At 43.5% G+C, this 20,713-nt stretch carries 18 protein-coding genes and 1 pseudogene; 10 read left to right on the top strand and 9 right to left on the bottom strand.

From position 1 onward, the window contains the following. The first annotated feature begins 1,505 nt into the window (after nucleotides 1–1,505). The 8 genes from Q0Z70_RS06730 to Q0Z70_RS06695 all read left to right on the top strand — a co-directional run bounded on the left by Q0Z70_RS06730 (nucleotide 1,506) and on the right by Q0Z70_RS06695 (nucleotide 11,077). Nucleotides 1,506–3,914: an Hsp70 family protein gene (locus tag Q0Z70_RS06730; protein WP_298073349.1), complete on the top strand. Its 2,409-nt coding sequence runs from the start codon at nucleotides 1,506–1,508 to the stop codon at nucleotides 3,912–3,914. 20 nt (nucleotides 3,915–3,934) lie between these two features. Further along, entirely contained in the window at nucleotides 3,935–5,098 is a 1,164-nt protein-coding gene (locus Q0Z70_RS06725; protein ID WP_298073348.1) for a 3'-5' exonuclease, read from the top strand. Between the two features lie 2 nt (nucleotides 5,099–5,100). Then, entirely contained in the window at nucleotides 5,101–6,666 is a 1,566-nt protein-coding gene (locus Q0Z70_RS06720; protein WP_298073347.1) for a hypothetical protein, read from the top strand. Nucleotides 6,667–6,672: 6 nt separating this feature from the next. Then, on the top strand, nucleotides 6,673–7,044 hold the full coding sequence (locus tag Q0Z70_RS06715; protein ID WP_298073346.1) for a hypothetical protein: 372 nt from the start codon (nucleotides 6,673–6,675) through the stop codon (nucleotides 7,042–7,044). Nucleotides 7,045–8,313: 1,269 nt separating this feature from the next. Beyond that, complete coding sequence (locus tag Q0Z70_RS06710; RefSeq protein WP_298073345.1) at nucleotides 8,314–9,168, top strand: hypothetical protein; 855 nt, start codon at nucleotides 8,314–8,316, stop codon at nucleotides 9,166–9,168. A gap of 250 nt (nucleotides 9,169–9,418) precedes the next feature. After that, nucleotides 9,419–10,252, top strand: coding sequence for an outer membrane protein assembly factor BamD (gene bamD, locus Q0Z70_RS06705; RefSeq protein ID WP_298073344.1), 834 nt, complete (start codon nucleotides 9,419–9,421; stop codon nucleotides 10,250–10,252). 37 nt (nucleotides 10,253–10,289) lie between these two features. Beyond that, the gene (locus tag Q0Z70_RS06700) at nucleotides 10,290–10,619 is read left to right on the top strand and encodes a DNA-directed RNA polymerase subunit omega (protein ID WP_298073343.1); all 330 of its coding nucleotides are present in this window, start codon (nucleotides 10,290–10,292) and stop codon (nucleotides 10,617–10,619) included. Next, nucleotides 10,619–11,077, top strand: a complete 459-nt coding sequence (locus Q0Z70_RS06695; RefSeq protein ID WP_298073342.1) for a DUF4293 domain-containing protein — start codon at nucleotides 10,619–10,621, stop codon at nucleotides 11,075–11,077. Before Q0Z70_RS06700 ends, Q0Z70_RS06695 begins: the two co-directional genes overlap by 1 nt. Nucleotides 11,078–11,192: 115 nt before the next feature. On the opposite strand, the pseudogene Q0Z70_RS06690 reads toward Q0Z70_RS06695, so the two are convergent. From Q0Z70_RS06690 to Q0Z70_RS06655, 8 genes and pseudogenes are all read right to left on the bottom strand, one after another. Continuing rightward, nucleotides 11,193–11,787: pseudogene (locus Q0Z70_RS06690) on the bottom strand (sugar O-acetyltransferase). Between the two features lie 240 nt (nucleotides 11,788–12,027). Further along, nucleotides 12,028–13,308, bottom strand: coding sequence for a serine hydroxymethyltransferase (gene glyA, locus Q0Z70_RS06685; protein WP_298073341.1), 1,281 nt, complete (start codon nucleotides 13,306–13,308; stop codon nucleotides 12,028–12,030). An 82-nt stretch (nucleotides 13,309–13,390) separates the two neighbouring features. Further along, on the bottom strand, nucleotides 13,391–14,170 hold the full coding sequence (locus tag Q0Z70_RS06680) for a porin family protein (RefSeq protein ID WP_298073340.1): 780 nt from the start codon (nucleotides 14,168–14,170) through the stop codon (nucleotides 13,391–13,393). Between the two features lie 24 nt (nucleotides 14,171–14,194). Further along, a complete protein-coding gene (locus tag Q0Z70_RS06675) occupies nucleotides 14,195–14,764 on the bottom strand; it encodes a flavin reductase family protein (protein ID WP_298073339.1) in 570 nt (189 codons plus the stop codon). A gap of 12 nt (nucleotides 14,765–14,776) precedes the next feature. Next, complete coding sequence (gene pyrI, locus Q0Z70_RS06670; protein WP_298073350.1) at nucleotides 14,777–15,235, bottom strand: aspartate carbamoyltransferase regulatory subunit; 459 nt, start codon at nucleotides 15,233–15,235, stop codon at nucleotides 14,777–14,779. Between the two features lie 57 nt (nucleotides 15,236–15,292). Next, complete coding sequence (gene pyrB, locus Q0Z70_RS06665; RefSeq protein WP_298073338.1) at nucleotides 15,293–16,228, bottom strand: aspartate carbamoyltransferase; 936 nt, start codon at nucleotides 16,226–16,228, stop codon at nucleotides 15,293–15,295. Between the two features lie 249 nt (nucleotides 16,229–16,477). Continuing rightward, nucleotides 16,478–17,029, bottom strand: coding sequence for a 3'-5' exonuclease (locus tag Q0Z70_RS06660; protein WP_298073337.1), 552 nt, complete (start codon nucleotides 17,027–17,029; stop codon nucleotides 16,478–16,480). Further along, on the bottom strand, nucleotides 17,017–17,982 hold the full coding sequence (locus Q0Z70_RS06655; protein WP_298073336.1) for a WYL domain-containing protein: 966 nt from the start codon (nucleotides 17,980–17,982) through the stop codon (nucleotides 17,017–17,019). Before Q0Z70_RS06655 ends, Q0Z70_RS06660 begins: the two co-directional genes overlap by 13 nt. Before the next feature lie 175 nt (nucleotides 17,983–18,157). Between Q0Z70_RS06655 and Q0Z70_RS06650 the strand changes: the two genes are divergently transcribed. Beyond that, nucleotides 18,158–18,298 carry a hypothetical protein gene (locus Q0Z70_RS06650; RefSeq protein WP_298073335.1) on the top strand — a complete coding sequence of 47 codons (141 nt, stop codon included), beginning with the start codon at nucleotides 18,158–18,160 and terminating at the stop codon, nucleotides 18,296–18,298. Between the two features lie 46 nt (nucleotides 18,299–18,344). Further along, a complete protein-coding gene (locus Q0Z70_RS06645) occupies nucleotides 18,345–19,610 on the top strand; it encodes an RtcB family protein (RefSeq protein ID WP_298073334.1) in 1,266 nt (421 codons plus the stop codon). Between the two features lie 392 nt (nucleotides 19,611–20,002). On the opposite strand, the gene Q0Z70_RS06640 is transcribed toward Q0Z70_RS06645, so the two are convergent. Further along, nucleotides 20,003–20,359: a hypothetical protein gene (locus Q0Z70_RS06640; protein WP_298073333.1), complete on the bottom strand. Its 357-nt coding sequence runs from the start codon at nucleotides 20,357–20,359 to the stop codon at nucleotides 20,003–20,005. Nucleotides 20,360–20,713: the final 354 nt, after the last annotated feature.

Below are 20,713 nucleotides of genomic sequence, written 5' to 3'. Positions count from 1 at the left end.
GCAGTAGCTCAGTTGGTAGAGCATCAGCTTCCCAAGCTGAGGGTCACGGGTTCGAGTCCCGCTTGCCGCTCTTCTGAAAATCGGATAGTTATCGAAAGATTCCTATCTGATTTTCGTTTTTAGTAAGTGATGATGTTGCATGAGACTTGCATCATAAAATCACATTTTGTTGCGAATAAAAGAGGTAGTATTTCATTTTTTATTGTACTTTGTCCGATACAGCGTGCATGGATAATAAATAATTCTATTTGTACGCTGTTTGCTGACATTGCAAAGTTAGAATAATAAAATACGGAACTCATTTCTGAATCCCGTAATCCTCGTTTACACAAAACTTTGGATAGTGCCATCGTTGTGGTGATTTCAATCGCCAAGAGGAGTTGAGCGTTTATTATGCCATTGCCGCTCTTGTTAAGAAACTGGAAGTCTCACTTGATAGCAACAGCGGTATTAAGTCTGTGATTACTCAGTTCCTGATAAATGCAATTGTCGGGAATATCGCAGAGTCGAGTAGACAACTGCCGTAGTTGGACAAATCTGTTCACCGCCAGAGAGATCAATTTCCCTGAGTCTGTCATTGCAACTTCTGTGCCTTCGTGGATCACATGTCATGTAGTGGCGAGACATATGTCTCTCTTAGTGGCTCCAACGGTTGTGCAGACCAACTCACGAACTGGGATAGCATTCAGAAACATGGATTGGGGCACCAAAGAAAAAAGACAAGGGGATGTCTATGTAGAGTTCATGGGCATAACAGGCTCATAAATATGGGCAACTATGGGGATAAATGCTACTTATAGTTGCCTTTTTGGTTAAATACTTCAAAAAAATCAATTTTTCTCGTTATAGTTGATTGTTTTTACATTGTCTAATTAATAATTTTATGCCCAAATTATGACAATTCTATCAAAGGAAAGTTACATTAATAAATCTAGGCACCTATGTAATGACAAAAACTACATGAACAAACAATATCACATTATTGGAATTGGTATGTTGGGTAAGTATCCCATATAATTGTGATGATGCACCAAGCGATACATTTAATGTTGACCGAATTGTTCTCTGCATGGATGGTGATGCAGAAAAGAAATAGGCAGTTATACGTATAGAAAAAATTACGGCATATACAACTATATAACAAGGTAATTATTTAAGTTCGCATAGTAATGGACAATATCCTTAAATATCCTCAGTCATGTATCGTGGACAGATCCGTGACAAAGAACATGTTCTATAAATTCATTGAAGTAAATCCTCGCATGAAGGCACGTTTTTTCAATGATATGTGAGCATCAATGGCTGTGTAAGCGGGCATTCAATACTCTTAGCGTGATGTCAAAAGAAGATATGGAGAAGCAAAAGATTCGTCCCTTGAGACTGAAAATCTCAATAAAAGAATGTGACTCTCGCGACTCCCCCCCCCTCATGGGGGTTACATCAATATCATATGATGTTGTACCAATTACACTTATTTGTAAACGTCATAACAAAATAGATTTATTATGTTTGGATCGAACATATTATCGTTAAAGTCTATGTTGCCTTCTGCGCTTAACACACAGTTGGCAACAAGGGCAACATTCGTTGGTATCGATTTTGGTACTTCAACAACGGTTGTTTCCATTGCCACAAAAGAGAATGGTGAAGACAAAATAAAAACTCTTCCGATAAAGCTCACGCAAATTTTGGAAGATGGTACCATTTACCAAAGCGAAAAACTTCCTAGTGTTATCGCTTGGTATAATGGAAGATTGCTCGTTGGCGAAGGTGCTTCTAACCTCAAATATACTCTTACTAAAGGTAAGAATATATGGTTCTCTTTTAAGATGGAAATAGGAGAAGACCTCGGTGCTAAATACTACAACAGCGAAGTTGGGGGCATGGAGGGCATAAAAATTAGAAATCCCAAGGACTGTGTCAGAGTCTTCTTCATGTACTTGAATATGCTGATAAAGAAGTATTGTCAAGACAACGCTCTGTCTGACAATATCATGTATGCAGTAAGTATTCCGGCATCTTTTGAGGCGAATCAGCGAAAGGAGCTTATGGAAGCATTGGAATCCAACGGCATGAATATCTCTAAGCAATCGCTTATAGATGAACCAAATGCCGCATTCATAAGCTATATTCATGACAGTGAAGAATCAGAAAAGCCATTGCTTATTTCTCCACATTACAACTCCAAGGTTCTTGTCTTTGATTTTGGTGGAGGTACTTGCGATATTTCTATTCTTGAAATTGGAAAATCAGCAAATGGCTTATACTCAAAGAACGTTGCAATTTCTAAATTCACAAAGCTTGGTGGTGATGACGTAGACCGCTATATCACCTTCAAGTATATATTGCCACGATTCTTTGAAGCAAACAATGTTTCTGAGGATGACTTCAGAACAAAAGAACGCCAATATATAGCTACGCAGCTTTATAAGGTTTCGGAGCGTCTTAAGATTCTTCTGTGTAAGAAGATTTCCAATCAAATGTATAAATTGGAAATCCCTAACTACATTAAATCAAATTCTGATTCGGAATCTATCATTATTCCTGTTTCTGTAGAAACCAAGAAAGGACTTCTTACTCAATCTGAGTTCTTCCTCTCTACAAAAGAATTGGTTGAGGTAATGTCTGTATTCATGAAATCTTCACGCATACCGACATCTATAAAAGGGCAAGAAGAATATAACAATATCTTCATGCCTATTGAAAGTGCTATCAAAAAAGCAAACGTAAGCAAATCAGAGATTGACTACGTATTGCTTATTGGCGGAAGTGCTCAAAATCCTTTTATACAAGAAGCATTGAAGAACCATTTCGATGATTCAGAAATCCTCGTTCCTCAGGATCTTCAAACTCCTGTTTCCAAGGGTGCTGCTATCCATTCGCTTCTAATGAATGGTATGAACAAATGTATTATCCAACCCATTACAAGCGAGCCTATTTTTGTAATCACGAAGGACACTACAAATAAAGTTCTGATTCCTGCGGGTACAACAATACCATGTGATACTGTTGTGATTGATGATTTGATGCCTACAAAAGACCATCAAGAGTCGATAGAACTGCCTATTTGTGTAGGCAATGAAAACAAAATGCTTTTCAATCTTAAGATTACACGCGATGGCGGCTTCCTCACAACAGCTCAAGTCATTCTTGTTTTGGAAATCACAGCAGATAAGTTGTTACTGGCCAAGGCACATTGCATGGGAGTTAGCTGCATGGTTGAACCTCAGAATCCATTTGCTAACAAAGAGCTATCAACAGAAGAACGTATCGTACTCCGCGCTGAAAGAGAAGCAAATATCGAAACTGAAAGAAATGGAGGAATACCTACAAAGAAATGCTTGATTACTCTCCGAAAAGCCTATGAGGATGCAGGAAACGATTTCAAAGCTGCCGAGACTCTCGAACAGCAAAACGAAATATATCCTAATCCAGAAGACTATAACCTTATCGGCGTTTATTACTACAATTCTGGCAATAAAAATAAGGCTATAGATTTCTTTGAACGAGCACTTGACCATAATCCCAATGATTATTGGCCTAACTTCAATCTTGGCAATACTCTTTTCTACAAGGATTCGAAAAGGTCAAAACAATATTTGAACAAAGCTTATGAACTCAACCCTTCTGAACCTTGTATCAACATTTTGCTTGGAAGGCTCGACAAACGTGAAGGTAAAGAGGCAGAGGCTAAAGAAAAATTCCAAATTGCGTATGATAGGTATGAGCAAAGATGGAAGACAGATTCTCTTAATAATTCTGACTATGGTTGGTTCGCTTCTGTTGCAGAGGAATTAGGAAAGAAGGACAAGGCTTATGAAATAAGAAGTGCAAAGCCAAAAATTGAACAAACAACTTATTACGACGAGGAAAATTTAACTCAAACAAGGACGAAATCGTTAACAATATTGTAAACAAATAAATCAGTTAAATTATGGCATGGCTAGTTCCTGAAAATATGCTGGATGACCAGCAGCGTGATTTTGTCGAAAATGTCGACATCAATCAGAGAAATGTTTGGATTAAGGGATTCCCTGGTTCAGGCAAGTCTGTATTATTAGCATACACCATGAAGCGTATCAAGAGAAAAGACTCCAACGCAAAGGTTGCTGTTGTTGTCTTTACTCATTCCTTGATTGCAATGTTCAAGGCTGCATTTGCTGAAATGGGTGTTTCTGCCAACATTATGACATATTATGAATTTATGGATGGCTCATCTAACTATGACTACGTGCTTAGTGATGAGGTGCAGGATATGACTGGTAGAGTTTTGACTACAATGAATAGTAGAGCAAAACATGTAATTGTAGCCGGCGACGAAAACCAATCCATTTATGAGAGCGATCCTAAATACAGAGAAGCTACAGTTTCTCCTTCACAGATCACCTCGTTTTTGAACTGTCGTGATTTCGAACTTGGTATCATCCATCGCCTTTCAAGTTCTATCATCGCAGCCATTGAAAAATTCATGCCTAATATGAATATTTTCACCGCACGTCGCGATATGACTAAGCGTACTACACAGATACGTTTATGCTCCGCAAATTCTGCAGAACAAGAAACTAAGTACATTATGAAGGAAGCACAAAGAGCTGTTAATATCGGCGATACAGCAGCTATTCTTATACCTTCTCAGCAAAAGATTTTGGAATTCTTTCAAATGGCTCTTACTGCATTAGGCAAGAGTCAATGGTCAGTACAGTTGAATAGATGGGGTAAGGTCGATTACAACAAGCTCAACTCTTACCTTGGAACTAATGGCATAAAACTCCAATATGTTGGTAACGGATATGGTTCTTTTACCGAAAATGGAGGTAAGATTTGTGTTATGACCTACCATAGTTCAAAGGGGTTGGATTTTGATAATGTGTTCCTTCCTGGCTTAAGTCGGTCTTTATACATTAGTAGTAGTGAAAGACTAAGTCGAACGCTATTCATGGTTGCTATGACAAGAAGCCGAAACAACCTCTACCTTACATATAGCGGTTCATATTCTGCATATCTCAGCAACTTTGCTGATGACTGCAGCCGTATTAATGTTAGTGATGTTTTGAGCGGACAAACAATATCCGGTGGCGGAAATATCTTTGGTATATAATTATGAAAAATTATCTTGCATTAATACGAAGAACCGATTTCATCGACTTTTTTAAATTCGGTTTTTTCTATTTGAACTCAAAAGTAGTTGAATTTGATTGTCCTATTTCTGAGCTTCCGAAGAGAAACGATATTTATGACGCTCTCTTTGCTAGAATCAATTCGTTTGAAAGTTCATTCGCATACCTGATTATCAATTTTACAAAGGCAAATGATGCTGATGATCCTTCTAATGTTACTATTACAGAAGTGAAACATATCTTCCCATTAGACCATGAGGCTAAAAGGGAATATGAGTCATCATTTGATGAACACGTAAAAATTGATAATCCTATATGGTCAGATGCTATCAGCCTTATCAAGAAGAAGCAGCTATACCAAAGTTCAATGCAGGGCGTAAGGAACATTTTCAATATCTTCAAATTGGAAGGTGTAGAAAAATGCAAGGAACTCATATCTGAAGACATGGTAGAAGAAATGCTTTCTAACGTGTATGATGATATTCGTCCTTCTGGAGATGCTTCCCTTTGGGTATATCTAATGAGATATGAAAGACACTCTTTCTATCCCAAAGAGTTACTTGGTTACTTTATGGACATCGTGCATATAATCGTCAATTTCATGTCAAAGCAAGAGATGGAAGATTCTATAGTCGAATCTACTGATATATACAAAATCCTTGCTACATATGAAGGTAAAGGATATAAGTCTAAAGATATTCTTTCTTTACTGGAACAGGACGAAAAGGCATCTGGCTTCCTCACAAAGATTGCTTCATTTGTTCCTGATGCTGATTTTATTCTCGTTGCTGTAAATTATCTCAAAATGAGAGACCAGTATAAGGACAAATTTACATATGACGAGGAGTACATATCGAGATGTAAAACATTTTTTGGAGAAAGTTTTACTATTGCTTCATACATGATAGGCATTGCACTTGGTCACGATAAGACATACGCTTGCCTTTATGAATCGTTACCTCTTGCTATATATAAATCAAAAGAGGAAATGACAGCCATTCATCTTCGCAAGCAAGAAGAGCGTGAAAGAGCAAAGCGTGAAATGGAACGCATTGAACGTGAACGTGAAAGAGAGCGTGAACTTGAACAGGAGCGTAGAAATGGTGGTAAAAAGAAGGGTAAAAAGGCAACAGAATACAACCCTTTTGGTCAATCTGGCTACAGTCAGGGAAGAGGTGGCTATCCTACTTGGGGACGGCAGTCAGAAAAATCATTTTCACCATATCAGGGAGATGACCGAGATTATATCCCTTCATTGATGGGTAGAGGATACAAGCATGAAACACCAAAACAAGAATCCAAAACAAATAAAGGTACTTCACATGTTGATACTTCCAATGAAACCGGACATCTCTTTGGGAAAGAAGAATTTCAGGAAATGGGAACTCAAACAAGAAATCCCATTTCATTCCCTCTAGAATTGCAAAAGTACACAAAGTCCGGCAAACCTTCTACTGCAAAGAATTCAACCACCGTTGTTAATAATAAAGAAGAATATCAGAACTTCCTGAATACTCACTCAGGAGAAACGTGGAAACCAAAAAAATAATAGAATATGGAATATACATTTCAAGAAAAAATCGCAGTAATGCGTATATTGTTGGACATTATTCATGCTGATGGAATCATTGACGCAAGGGAAACTTTTTTCTTTAATAAACTTAAGGAAGAATTTAATCTTACTGATGAAGACCATGAATTAGTTAAGTCCAAAAATTCGCTCATCGCATTAACTCAGATAAAGTTGATGACTGAAGATCAAAAGACTGATTTTGCAAGATTGATGAGCGAAATGATTATTGTTGACGGAGATATCAATACTAACGAGGTATCTATTTATGAAGTTGTTGCCGACTTCTGTGGAATCAAGGTACCCTTCGAAGATGCAACAGATAATGAACAAATTGCAGGCTGTACAAGGTCATAGCAATTATGTACGAGCATGAGGGTGTGTCATTTTGGTGCACCCTCTATATTTTAATATCTGTGGGACTTACTATATTTTATAGCTTACTAAGTATAAAGCGGTATACAAAAATGAAACGAAAGATATACTATATATGCTCTAACTTGAGCTTCAACAATACCTGTCCCGTGAGTACCTATAAGAGAATGACCGGTGTGAGTGGAAGGAATTTAAGAATCTGAAGAACTCGTTCTGTGAGAACGAGAAGGATGATATTATCTCCTATGTCTGCTATTGCCAACATGGAGGGTGGTTTCCTCATATCGGTGTGCACGACAGAACTTCGGAGATTGTGGTACAAATAGAGAAAAAAATAACTGGAACCATTAATCCGCAGGAATAAAAGATCTTAGCTTCCCAAGCTGAGGGTCACGGGTTCGAGTCCCGCTTGCCGCTCTTCTGAAAATCGGATAGTTATCGAAAGATTCCTATCTGATTTTCACTTTTAGTAAGTGATGATTTATCGGTTAAGTAAGGCTGACCGATATTTTTAGGCACGGATTGTATGGAAGACACGGAATAAGCGCTTTCGTGTTTGAGGCTTCCTGCGAAAGAATGCAGGTGTGTATAATTGAACGTGAGCCTGGTGATTTTTTATCATTTTGGAGAGTTTTGGAGGCCTCAAAATAGTCCTGTCAACAAAATCGCCTGATTATCAATGGATATTGTTGACAGGACTGAGTCTTTGGTAAACATTTCCGTGAAAAAATAAAAAATACCTTGCCTTTAAAGGCAGCCTATTTTTTATTTTATTTCAGAAAGTTTGTACAGCTCCTGTTACTGTCGCCGTAACTTACTGATAATGAAGCGATATTGTTGACAGGACTGTTTTACTCGTGTCAAAACCCCGTTTTTCTTCCTCTTTTTTTCACGGACAAATTCTTCCGTCCTGACGCCGTGCTTGTTGACCCTCTGACGAAGTGCTTCGTCACCTCTTCAGAAAGCACTGCATGACACCCTCACGAAGCACTGCGTCAGGACTTCAGGAAGTACTGCGTGGCGGAGTAAGGGAATAGCGAATGAAAATAGCAATGAATAGGGCAGGATTGCTTGATTTTCAATTTCCGCAGGAATGCCTGCTAACGGCATACGTGCGTTTCCACTTGACATGAACTCACGTTAAATAATATTTCGATAAAATATGATAGCGTTTACTTTGATAGAGGAAAGAATGTGCTTATTTTTGTGCATAAATACGAAACAAACGAAATATTGTAAAGCTATATCAATATGAATAAACTTATTATTCTGTTTCTGTCAATTATGTCCCTGTTTGTTGTAGCTTGCAGTGATGATGACAACAAGAGTGAATCAATTACTCCGTTCGGCTTTGAAAAAAACTACTATGAAATACGGTTAGGGCGTGATCACACGTCTATCTCTATTACAAACGGCAGCGGTGATATTAGCTTGGCAATAGAAGATGAAGAAATACTGAAAGCCCTTTACTCAAAATGCAACGATAAGGAGGATAACAGAAAAGGATACATTGATTTGTATGGTTTGCAAAAGGGAGCAACAACACTGACCATTACTGACAATGTTACAAAAGATGTGGAAACTGTTGAAGTAAAAGTGACGGATTGCTATTTGGCATACGCGATAGCTCACAGTAACCACCCTGTATTAGAAACTGGTACGATACTCTTTTTAGTGAACAATCAAACACGTGATTATTATCTTTTTACTGAAGACAATATATATAACCGACCTTTGGTAAAAGGAAGCTCTGACTTCTTTGTTACTTTTGACTCAGGTATAGGACCATCGCCACGATTACATGCTATTCCTAATTTACGTTTAACCTATCCTTCCGATGATGATGGGAACTTAGCCAATTCCAATATTACAGCAACACCCCATGATTTCCAAATAGAGTTATGGGGTGAAAATGCAAGTTCTTCATACGTATTAGAAGCCATTCAAGCTTATTTAGGCGTAGATTGGATAGAACTTGCGGGTAATGCTCTGACAAAATCAGTTGCCCCCATAGATATGACAATGATAATGACTGTTCCAAATACAGCGTATCAAATTACAGGAGTATTGAGCACCGTATCTATTCCTGAACATGTATTGGATTGATACATCATCGCGATTAAACTTAATGAATACTGCTGAAAGAGCTGTTGGCCGCAAGCGATTTGTGTAAACTTTGAATCATTGGCGATTGAAGGTTAGCAGTTAGCGGTGGCGAATAGCATCTTTTGGAGATGATTGTCCACCGCTGGCCGTTTTTGCCTTTCTGCTTTTATGTTTTTGAAAAATTAAGCGTCGTATCTTTGTTTTATTTGGTGCGAAGCTCTATCTTTGCAAAATATTTGTGAATAACCGAATGAAAAAGAATATCTTTATTATAGCTTTGTTGGCAGCAACGCTGGGATTGATATCGTGTGGTGAATATAATAAACTGCTGAAAAGTACGGATTATGAATACAAGTATGAAGCTGCCAAGTCCTATTTCGCCAAAGGGCAATATAACCGTGCCGCTACTTTGCTGAACGAGTTGATTGCCATTATGAAAGGGACGGATAAGGCGGAAGAATCGCTCTATATGCTGGGTATGTGTTATTATAATGAACAGGATTACCAGACTGCCGCACAAACCTTTATCCAGTATTATCAGGTTTATCCACGAGGTACATATACCGAACTCTCCCGTTTCCATGCAGGGAAAGCTTTGTTCTTGGATACGCCGGAGCCCCGTCTGGATCAGTCGAGTACTTACAAGGCAATCGAGGAGCTTCAGATGTTCATGGAATACTATCCGCAAAGCGCTAAGCATCAGGAAGCCCAGCAAATGATTTTCGAGTTGCAGGACAAGCTGGTTATGAAAGAATATTTGTCGGCCAAATTGTATTATAACTTGGGCAATTATATGGGTAACAATTACCAGTCATGTGTCATTACGGCACAGAATGCCTTGAAAGATTATCCTTATACCAATTTGCGTGAAGACTTGTCAATTCTGATTTTGAGAGCTAAGTACGAGCTGGCTGTATATAGTGTGGAAGAAAGAAAGCAAGAGCGCTATCGTGAGACGGTGGACGAATATTATGCCTTCAAGAATGAATTTCCTGAAAGCAAATATCTGAAAGAAGCCGAACGAATTTTCGATAAGTCCCAAGCCGGGTTGGGTGAGGAAAGCACTGAAGAAGTAACTGAATGATCGAAAAAACTTAATTTATAATATAAGGTAAAAAATTATGGATTACAGAAAAACCAATGCTCCGGTAACTACCGTGACACGCGACTTGATGGAACTATGTAAAGATACCGGCAACATTTATGAGACAGTGGCCATTATCGGAAAGCGTTCCAATCAAATCAGTGTGGAAATCAAAAATGATTTGTCCAAGAAGCTGGCCGAGTTCGCATCCTATAATGACAACTTGGAAGAAGTATTCGAAAACCGTGAGCAGATAGAGATTTCACGCTATTATGAGAAATTGCCGAAACCGACGTTGATGGCTACTCAGGAGTATATCGAAGGCAAGGTATATTACCGCAATCCGGCAAAAGAGAAATTGCAGTAATGATACAGCGTATTCAATCTGTTTATCTGTTGGCAGTTACCATTTTGTTGGTAGTCACCATGTGCCGGCCGGTAGGTTCGTTCATTGCCGCTGACGGAGTGAATGTATCGGTATTCAAGCCGCTGGGGGTGACTTTGACTGATGGAAGTTTCCAGTCCACATGGGGTATGTTCGGCATTTTATTGCTGTGTGCCATTGTCGCATTGGGAACAATTTTCCTGTTTCGTAATCGTATGTTGCAGATACGTATGACCGTATTCAATAGTTTGCTGCTGATCGGTTATTACATCGTGACAGGTGTGTTCTGGTATATGCTGAAGGGCAAGTTAGGTGCTGACAGCTTTCAGCCGGGATGGGCCTTGTGTTTGCCTGCTGTCTGTATCATTTTGAATTATCTGACTTTCCGTGCCATCTATCGTGATGAAGTGATGGTGAAAGCTGTCGACAGATTGCGATAAAATAATCCGGTGAGTATAGAGTATAGAGAAAAGAGGGGATCAATGCCGGATCGCCCTCTTTTTTGTTTTCCGTTGTCATAGCTCTTTTCGTTTTTGCGGGTGCAAGGCGGGGAGCCTATTGAGGGCGGCAGGAGTTTTCCGATTCCTCTTCTTCAATCTTGCGCAGGGGACGGCAGGGGTTGCCTACGGCCAGCGTATGGGCAGGGATGTCGTGCGTTACCACGCTACCCGCACCGATAACGGCCCCTTCGCCAATGGTCACGCCCGGCAGGATGACCACATTGCCGCCTATCCACACGTTGTTGCCGATGCGGATAGGGTAGGCATACTCCAGACCTGCGTTGCGTTCGTTGGGCGATGTCCAACGGATGGCCGGCAGTGTAGATGCCTACGTGGGGAGCGATGAATACGTTGTCACCGATGGTGACGTCAGCCCCGTCGAGAATGACGAGGTTGGTGTTGGCAAAGAAGTTGCGGCCTATGCGAATGTGGTAGCCGTAGTCGCAATAGAAAGGAGAGAGGATGCATCCGCCTTCACCCATGTGCACGATGCGGCGTATCAGACGGTCGCGCTCGTCCGTGCGGTCGGGCGGCAGGAGGTTGTACTCGTGCAACAAGCAGCGCGTCTGTAGCATTTCCTGTTGCAGTTCAGGGTCGTTGTTGGCATCGTAGAGCAAGCCTTCGGCTGCTTTCTGCTTTTCTGTTTTCATTGCGTAGGTTTGTATTGGATATTTTGGGGTAAAGTTAGCGCATATTATGCGGAAAAACGATCATTTAGCCTGCGATAAATCTTTCAGTTAACTCGTATGGAAAGGGTTTTGGTAGTATCGAACTCGAACGAACGAGTTAATTGGGAATGGGAAAATTGAAAGTTAAATGATTCAATTCAGATATGAAAAAGAGTGCTTCCTGTCGGCATGCACTCTTTTTTGTATGGTTTAATTCTCAATTTAATAAGCGAAGATCGGGTAGTTCTTCATTGTCTCATTAACACGGGCACGAACCTGTGCGATGACGGCCTCGCTGTCTACGTTGGAGAGCACAGTCTCAATCATTTCGGCAATCTCGAACATCAGGTCTTCTTTGGCACCACGGGTGGTGATGGCAGGTGTACCCAGACGGATACCTGAGGTTTGGAAAGCTGAACGGCTGTCGAAAGGCACCATGTTCTTGTTGACGGTGATGTCGGCCGATACAAGGGCTTTCTCGGCTACCTTACCAGTCAGATCGGGATATTTCGTGCGAAGGTCGACAAGCATGGAATGGTTGTCCGTACCGCCGCTCACGATGGAGAAGCCTCGGTCGATGAGTGCCTGTGCCAGTACGGCGGCGTTCTTCTGTACTTGTGCGGCATATTCCTTCCATTCGGGTTGGAGGATTTCGCCAAAGGCAACGGCCTTGGCAGCAATGACATGCTCCAGCGGGCCGCCCTGAATACCGGGGAATACGGCCGAGTCGAGCAACTGTGACATCATCTTGATTTCGCCCTTCGGTGTCTTCTTGCCCCAAGGGTTGGGGAAATCTTTGCCCATGAGGATGATGCCGCCACGGGGGCCGCGCAGGGTCTTATGGGTGGTCGAGGTGACGATGTGTGCATACTTTACAGGGTTGTCCAGCAGGCCTGCGGCGATAAGGCCGGCGGGGTGTGCCATGTCGATCATCAGGATGGCGCCTACCTTGTCGGCTATTTCGCGCATGCGCTTGTAGTCCCATTCGCGTGAGTAGGCCGAACCGCCGCCGATAATCATCTTCGGATGTTCGCGCAGGGCCACTTCCTCCATCTGGTCGTAGTCCACACGGCCAGTTTCCTTGTTCAGGTTGTATTCGCATGGATGGTAGATGATGCCCGATGTATTTACCAGCGAACCGTGCGATAGGTGTCCGCCGTGAGCTAGGTTCAGGCCCATAAACTTGTCGCCAGGGTTGAGTACGGCCAAGAAGACAGCTGCGTTGGCTTGTGCGCCCGAGTGAGGCTGTACATTGGCCCATTCGGCTCCGAATATCCGTTTGATGCGGTCGATGGCGATTTGTTCGCTCTGATCCACCACTTCGCATCCGCCGTAGTAGCGCTTGCCGGGGTAACCTTCGGCATACTTGTTGGTGAGGCAGGAGCCCATGGCCTGCATGACTTGGTCACTTACGAAGTTTTCTGATGCAATCAGTTCAATGCCTTTGAGCTGGCGTTGGTGTTCTTTTTCGATGATATCGAAAATTAAATCGTCTCTTTTCATGTGTTTCTATAATAGATTAATAGTTCTTTCTTTATAAGGTCTACAAATATAAGCAAATAAAAGGATATATACGCCATTCCGTTTAAAAAAACACGCCGAACGAGAAACTGAGTACATTGTCCTTGCGAGTGAAGCGTATTTGTTTGTCAGGGATGTTTTCGTCGGGCGAAGGCTGGAGGTCGGGCATGTCGTAAGTGATTTTCTTAGAGATGTTGTGCAGGCCGATGTCGTAGCGAAAGTCGAAGAAGATGCGCGAAATGGTGACAGCTACGCCTACGGTCAGGCTGGCATTGAAGGGGTATAGTTCTTCGCGGATGTTGTCCATGTTGAAGTTTTCGAAAGTGACTTTACTCTTTTTGTCCCAAATATAGCGCAGCTTCGGTCCACCGAAGACGGCCAGGCTGTAGGGGCCGTCCTTAATGATGTTGTAGCCGTAGATGACGGGGACTTCAATACTGTGGATGGACGAGGTAATACTTCCCTGTTCGGGCAGGGTGCCTTCGGGTACATTGTCTATAGGCATCGGTTTGTCGAAGGTGATGTTGCAACGGTTGATGGTGTAGGACAATTCGGGCTGCAGGAAGTGGCGGTCGAAATTGATACGCATGAACATCGAGGCAAAGTAGCCTATCTTGTAGTTGTTCTGCACCTGCTCTACCTGAGTTCCGTTGATGCTGAGGTCGGACACGAGGAACAGAGAAGCGGTAAATCCGCCTTTAGCTCCGAAGTTGATGGACGTTTCCGTTCTTTGCTTTTTCTTATCAGCCTGTGCGTCGGCATCGGGTGTGGCCGACGGTTGTCCGTATGCCAGTGTAGAAGTCGTCAGTAAGGCAAGCAAAAGGGAAGCTCTGATTCTTTTCATCTCGTTCCTTCGTTTGTCTGTTGTTTAACTTTTCTTCTTTTCAACGCTCCAGCCGAACTTGCCGATTTTGTCGCCTAATTCATAGTAGCCGCCGTGAACATAGACCAGCGGATTGGTTTCAGCCAGCTCCAGCTTGCCCGTGTCAGGGTTCAGATGGCTGGCTTCGGCACGTACATTCACCACGTCGGCGATGAACATGTCGTGTGAACCCAGCGACATGATTTCCTTGACGCGGCACTCGATGCAGAGAGGCGACTCTTCGATGAGCGGGGCTCGCACGACGGTGCACCGTCCGGGTGTAAGGCCCATTTCCTTGAACTTGTTATAATCGCGGCCCGATCGTACGCCACACCAATCGGTGGCACGTGCCATGTCCTTGGTGGTAAGGTTGATTACGAACTCCATGTTGCGGCGAATGATGTCGTAGGAGTGGCGTTCGGGGCGGACGGAGATGTAGCACATGGGCGGATTGGAGCACAAGGTGCCTGTCCATGCTATGGTGAGTATGTTGTATTCTTCGGGCGTGCTGCCGCAACTCACCAGTACGGCGGGCAAGGGGTAAATCAGGGTTCCGGGTTTCCAGTCTTCTTTCATTTACATTTTCAATTAGATTATCTCGATTTCTTCCCTCGTCTGCTCCTTCTCGCAATAGTGGCACTTGATGACGCAGCGTTCTTTGTCGATGACGTGGAAGCGGGTGGACATAGGTTCGTTGTTGGTGATACACTTGGGGTTGGCACACTTCACGATGCCGTGCAGTTCGTCGGGCAGCTTCACTTCACGCTTTTCCGCCACCTCGTAGTTGCGGATGATGTTCAGTTTTACGTTGGGCGCAACGACGGCGATGCGGTTTATCTCGTCGTCGCAGAAGAACTTGTCGGCAATCTTGATGATGCCCTTTTTGCCCAGCTTCTTGCTGTTGAGGTTGAAGCCGATGGTGATATTGTTGTTCATGTGTTCCAGGTCCAGCAGCGACACTACGGTAAACAGTTTTTCGGAGGGAATATGGTCGATGACGGTGCCGTTCTCCAGCGCGGCTACCTGCAATTCTTTCTTGTCGTTCATCTCGGTAATGGATAATTGATAATTGAAAATCGAGGACTTTTCATTCTCCACTTTTCGTCATTTTTCATTCTTAATATCGTCCAGTGTGATGCCCAGCACGTCGCAGAGGATGGCTTCACGAGCATAGAGGCCGTTTTGGGCCTGCTGGAAGTAGTAGGCTTTGGGGCTTTCGTCCACGTCGTAGGCAATCTCGTTCACGCGGGGCAAGGGGTGCAGGATGCGCAGGTTGGGACGGGTATGTTCCAGCATCTTTTTGCGCAGGATGTAGACATTCTTCACGCGTTCGTACTCCATCAGGTCGGTGAAGCGCTCGCGCTGTACGCGTGTCATGTACAAAATGTCGGCCTCGGCGATGGTTTCTTCGGTGAAGTCCGTGTGCTCCATGTAGCGGATTCCGTGCTCGCGGCAGTATATCTTATACTCTTCGGGCATCTTCAGTTCGTCGGGGGCGATGAAGTGGAAGGTGGGGTTGAAGTGGCGCATGGCCATCAGAAGCGAGTGCACCGTTCGGCCGTATTTCAGGTCGCCCACCAGGAAGATGTTCAGGTTCTCCAGCGTACCCTGCGTCTTGTAGATGGAATAGAGGTCGAGCATGGTTTGCGAGGGGTGCTGGTTGGCTCCGTCGCCGGCATTGACGATGGGCACGTCAGTTACCTCGCTGGCGTAGCGGGCGGCTCCCTCCAAGTAGTGACGCATCACGATGATGTCGGCATAGTTGCTCACCATCTTGATGGTATCCTTCAGCGTTTCACCTTTCGACGAGCTGGTGGCCTTAGGATCACTGAAGCCTATGACGCGTGCGCCCAAGCGGTTGGCCGCTGTCTCGAAACTGAGGCGTGTGCGCGTCGAGGGTTCGAAAAATAAGGTTGCCACGACCTTTCCGTACAACAGATGACGGTTGGGGCGTTCTTCAAACAGCTTTGCCATTTCCAGCATATAGAGGATTTTCTCTTTGCTGTGTTCGGCGATGGTTACTAAACTTCTGTTTTCCATATCGTTGTTATTCTTCTTATTGTTTTTTGGATAATACAGGAGGTGATTCGGGATAAAAATATCTGAACAAGTTTCAATATTTGTTTCTTCTCTCACCTCTCACTGTCTTTCGCGAGTGTAAAGGTAGGCAAAAACTGCGATAGTTGGAAACCTGTGCCTTTATTTTTTCCGTCCGCTGCCATTTTTCCTTCCGTCTCTACAAAGTGTAATGGTCAAGACTTGTTCTGACTTTTCCATACTATATTTCTTTTATAATTTTCCATTACAAAACTCCATCTCTTCCAATTTGCACCATCTCGCATCCTGTATTTCCCTTAGAAACAACCTTGCGCACATCCCGGCATCATCTCCAGCCCGGTGGTGCTGTCCGTAAGGTATCTTAAATTGGTCGCAAAGGTAATCCAGACTGTTGCAACCGAAGTTGTAGAGCCTACGTGCCGCACGGAGGGAACAATAATAGGTAATGTCCGGTTTTTCCAAGCCATAGAATTCCAATGAATGGCGTATGCAACTTATGTCGAAAGCCGCATTGTGGGCAACAAGCACGGGAATCTCTTTGAGATATTCGGATATCGCATTCCACACTTCGGGAAATTCGGGTGAATTCATGGTGTCTCTTGGATGGATGCCGTGTATCTGCATGTTCCAATAGCTATACATATTGCCTTGTGGACGGACTAACCATGAACGGGTCTCTGCAATCTCTCCATTGCGTACTACGCAGATGCCAGCTTCGCAGATTGAGGCACGTCTGCCTGTGGCTGTTTCAAAATCAATGGCTATAAAGTTCAGTCCTTGCATGGTTTCTCCTCCTTTTCCAAAGTATAATAGTTTAACATATTCTGTGCAAAGTTGCGCATCTCGCCGCGTACAGATTCAGGTTCCAGTATCTCTACCTGGTCTCCTTGGGCAAGCACAAGCTGGTAGAAGTCGAAAGTCGGTTTCAGGTGATACTCAAATAATGTCGATTCGTCATCTCCTTCAATCTCCCGTTGTGATTCGTGCAGTGGTAGCGTGCGCAGATAGTCGGCAAAGCCGCCGTAAGCCAAGAGCACGATTCGCTGAATGGGTTCCTCTGACATAATTACTCCGCAACAGCCCTCGAAATAACGGTTTACATCAAAACTTTTCTTCATCTTGAACGTCTTGCCCGTGTCCTGAATGTCTGAAATACGGTCAAGGGCATATACCCGGTAAACATCGACGGGCTTGATGCCTTTCTCCTTGTTCCGGTCTGAATAGTATGGGCTGCGTGCTACTACGTACCAACGACGCATCACTACTTTCAGGCAGTATGGTTCAATCTCAAACGTGCTGGCTTCCGGTTTGCCAAATCCTTGATGTGTAATGTTCAATGTGTGATTGCGCCGCATGGCCTCGGCGATGGGCGTGAGCCATGTTTGTCCCGACGGAATATCCTCGAAAATAATTCGGTCTTCCAGTTTGTTGTCCGCCTGAATTTGGTTTAATGTAGCATAGGAACTTATCAGCCAACTTTGCAGATTGTTTCCTTCCAACCGTTCCGGCTCGTCTATGTAATACCTATAACCATCTTTCCGATCACAGTCAATGTACACGTCAAAGATGTCCTTGATAGCTTTCTGGTGATTATGAAACGTGCGTAAAGGCAATTCCTCACCATAGCCCAATCCGCTTTCCTGCCAAAGCTCACTGATTTCTTGAAAAGTAAGACGTTTATGCCTACGCAGGGTATCTATCAGCCAGACATATCGTCCAAAGAGATTTGCTGCCATCTTGCTTATAGTTTGATATGATATGCTGCAAAGTTACTTGTTCGCTTGTGAAAAATCGTGGCACACCCATATTTTTTCAACTTTACTTCCGTATTTTTGTGGTTATGCTTCGTTTTGGCACTTAACAATCTTTCCTTTGCACAAAATTGATGTTAAATCCTTTAATAATAGTAGTATGGCAACAAAGAATTGGAATAATGATTTTATGGCTAAAGTGTTGGAAGAAGATGCATGGAAAGAACTGCGTCGAAAAATATCAGGATTATATTCCGGCATCCATTCTACAGTGTTCACACCTGTGGGGCAAGTTGGTTGAAGACGAAAAGAAACGATTGAAGATACGAATCCTTTCATAAAACAAAATGAAAATCGTAGAAAACTATAACGTAAAAATCTACACGGACAACATCGAGGACTGTGCCCGCGAGCAAATCAAGGAGTTGCTGTCCATCAATGTGTTCAGCAAGTGTAAAATACGCATTATGCCCGACGTACATGCCGGAGCAGGCTGTGTCATCGGTTTTACGGGAGATTTAGGTGACAAGGTGATACCCAATATTGTGGGCGTGGACATAGGTTGTGGCATCTTGGTGCAGCCGTTTGTCTGTGTGGGAGACATAGATTACCATGCTCTCAATGAGTTTATTCTTCACCACATACCGTCCGGCCGCAATTACCGGGACAGCCATTATGCGCCGCTCCCGCAAAAGTATATGGATATATATCGCGAAGCTAAGGATATTATCAAGCAGTTGCGCTGCTACCGTGAACTGAAGGAAACAAAACGCTTAAACGCCTCCATCGGCTCGCTGGGCGGAGGTAACCATTTTATCGAACTGGACAAAGATGAATGTGGTATGACCTATTTGGTTGTTCACACCGGAAGCCGTAATTTAGGGAAGCAGGTAGCACAGATATATCAGAAATTGGCTGTAAAATGTCAGTCGGGTTGGGCGGAATTGATGGAAGAACAAAATCGCAGGATTGCTGAATACAAAGCGGCGGGACGTAAGGACGAATTGCAGGATGCCATACGGGAATTGCACAATTCATTCAAGATGCGCAAGTCGACCATACCGCCCGATCTATCCTATCTGGAAGGTGTTTATCGTGATGACTATATGCACGATATGCGTCTTTGCCAGCGTTGGGCCAAGATGAACCGCAGTCTGATTGTCAACCTTATCATGGATTACTTCATCTGCCAAGCCTATGTCGAATTGAAGCAAAATGATTTGGCATTTGAGAGCGTACACAACTATATAGGCGATGACAACATCATCCGTAAGGGAGCGATAGCCGCTTATGAAGGGCAAAAGTGCATCATCCCGCTGAACATGCGTGACGGATCGCTTATCTGCATTGGTAAGGGTAATGCGGAGTGGAACTGTTCAGCCCCACACGGTGCTGGACGCATTATGAGCAGGAGTCAAGCCTTTAAGGCCATCTCTATGGATGACTACCGTGCCTCCATGCAGGGCATCTACAGTGAATGTTTGTCGGAAGATACTAAAGATGAATCTCCTATGGTGTACAAGCCAAAGGATGAAATAATCGGGAATATCCATGATACTGTGAACATTGTAAATGTGATAAAACCGGTCTATAATTTCAAAGCTGCGGAATAATATGAATGATTTCAAAATATTGGCAGGGTTAAATGAAGCCGATGATAATTTATCCAATGGTTTTTAAACGGATACTGCAAGAATATTGTCTTAATCTTTCAACGTATCCGCCTCCGGTTCAGCCTCTTCCTGCTTTATCCATTCCGTCACCTCGTTCCGCCCGTTCAGGCTGAAGATGCGCTTGTCGGGCCGGGGCGTCTGGGGCTTTCTTTAGCGTCTTTTATATCTTTCACCGGAAACGGGGAATGTGTCTCGGTGAAGTTTCACCGGAACGGTCTGATTGTAAGCGGGTTGCGGTGAAAGCAAGAAACAGGTCGTTCGGGCATCGCACGCAAATGTTCTGCGGTTCTTTCATTCTCCGTGAAAGAACTTTCACGCTTTCACCCCATCTTTCACACTATCTCGCTCGTTGACAGGCGTTTGCAAGCCCGTGAAACCGTGAAGGCGGAAAACGGGAAACCTTTTTTCTTGTCGCTTTGCCCGCCTTCCGCCTGCTTCAGCGGAAGCGTGTCCATAGTCAGGATGCAAAAGGTCGTATTTTCTGAAGGAAAACATAGATGTTTCGGGGAGAACCGAACCGTCTTTTCACGGGTTCCCATGCCGTGCTTCATGAGGGTGTAACGAAGCACTTCGTCAGGGTGCCATGCAGTGCTTTGTCGGGGTGTCAGGAAGTGTAGCGTCAGCAGGCATGAAAGCACGTCGGCGGCGTGCGCCTGCCGGCTTCTTCGGGGCAGAACATGGTGAAACATTGTTAGTTTGATGCGTGATGTTGACAGCGACAGAAGGAGAGCTGTGACTTGCGCAAACGTTTCTCCAAATAGGAAGACCCCGATAAAGCTCAACGAACAGCGGCGTGTACTCACCCTTCTCGTTACAGGCAAGATGCAGCTTGAAGATTTGACAGGGTTAAATCGCAGTGATAATGGCGTTTCTTGTCGGATTCTTAACTCTTACTGAAGACGCTCCAAAAGATGCTAAATAAAATAACTTTTGGAGGACGATACTGCAACTCTGCAAAAACTAAAGAGGATGTGATATCACATTCTATTATACCCTGATGGTAGTTTTTGGGCTGTTTTACAATCTACACCTATCCAAACTGT

This window comes from uncultured Bacteroides sp. (genome assembly GCF_947632445.1).
GTDB lineage: Bacteria > Bacteroidota > Bacteroidia > Bacteroidales > Bacteroidaceae > Bacteroides.
This window is presented reverse-complemented; position numbering and strand designations above follow the sequence as displayed.

What these genes read in the sequence shown, in the direction of transcription:
- Q0Z70_RS06660 (WP_298073337.1), bottom strand. Translation starts at nt 17,029, where the DNA reads ATGCAAGGACTGAACTTTATAGCCATTGATTTTGAAACAGCCACAGGC.
- Q0Z70_RS06675 (WP_298073339.1), bottom strand. Translation starts at nt 14,764, where the DNA reads ATGAAAGAAGACTGGAAACCCGGAACCCTGATTTACCCCTTGCCCGCC.
- Q0Z70_RS06695 (WP_298073342.1), top strand. Translation starts at nt 10,619, where the DNA reads ATGATACAGCGTATTCAATCTGTTTATCTGTTGGCAGTTACCATTTTG.
- pyrI (WP_298073350.1), bottom strand. Translation starts at nt 15,235, where the DNA reads ATGAACGACAAGAAAGAATTGCAGGTAGCCGCGCTGGAGAACGGCACC.
- glyA (WP_298073341.1), bottom strand. Translation starts at nt 13,308, where the DNA reads ATGAAAAGAGACGATTTAATTTTCGATATCATCGAAAAAGAACACCAA.
- Q0Z70_RS06720 (WP_298073347.1), top strand. Translation starts at nt 5,101, where the DNA reads ATGAAAAATTATCTTGCATTAATACGAAGAACCGATTTCATCGACTTT.
- Q0Z70_RS06730 (WP_298073349.1), top strand. Translation starts at nt 1,506, where the DNA reads ATGTTTGGATCGAACATATTATCGTTAAAGTCTATGTTGCCTTCTGCG.
- Q0Z70_RS06640 (WP_298073333.1), bottom strand. Translation starts at nt 20,359, where the DNA reads ATGTTTCACCATGTTCTGCCCCGAAGAAGCCGGCAGGCGCACGCCGCC.
- Q0Z70_RS06655 (WP_298073336.1), bottom strand. Translation starts at nt 17,982, where the DNA reads ATGGCAGCAAATCTCTTTGGACGATATGTCTGGCTGATAGATACCCTG.
- Q0Z70_RS06650 (WP_298073335.1), top strand. Translation starts at nt 18,158, where the DNA reads ATGGCAACAAAGAATTGGAATAATGATTTTATGGCTAAAGTGTTGGAA.
- Q0Z70_RS06700 (WP_298073343.1), top strand. Translation starts at nt 10,290, where the DNA reads ATGGATTACAGAAAAACCAATGCTCCGGTAACTACCGTGACACGCGAC.
- Q0Z70_RS06725 (WP_298073348.1), top strand. Translation starts at nt 3,935, where the DNA reads ATGGCATGGCTAGTTCCTGAAAATATGCTGGATGACCAGCAGCGTGAT.
- Q0Z70_RS06710 (WP_298073345.1), top strand. Translation starts at nt 8,314, where the DNA reads ATGAATAAACTTATTATTCTGTTTCTGTCAATTATGTCCCTGTTTGTT.
- Q0Z70_RS06645 (WP_298073334.1), top strand. Translation starts at nt 18,345, where the DNA reads ATGAAAATCGTAGAAAACTATAACGTAAAAATCTACACGGACAACATC.
- pyrB (WP_298073338.1), bottom strand. Translation starts at nt 16,228, where the DNA reads ATGGAAAACAGAAGTTTAGTAACCATCGCCGAACACAGCAAAGAGAAA.
- Q0Z70_RS06680 (WP_298073340.1), bottom strand. Translation starts at nt 14,170, where the DNA reads ATGAAAAGAATCAGAGCTTCCCTTTTGCTTGCCTTACTGACGACTTCT.
- Q0Z70_RS06715 (WP_298073346.1), top strand. Translation starts at nt 6,673, where the DNA reads ATGGAATATACATTTCAAGAAAAAATCGCAGTAATGCGTATATTGTTG.
- bamD (WP_298073344.1), top strand. Translation starts at nt 9,419, where the DNA reads ATGAAAAAGAATATCTTTATTATAGCTTTGTTGGCAGCAACGCTGGGA.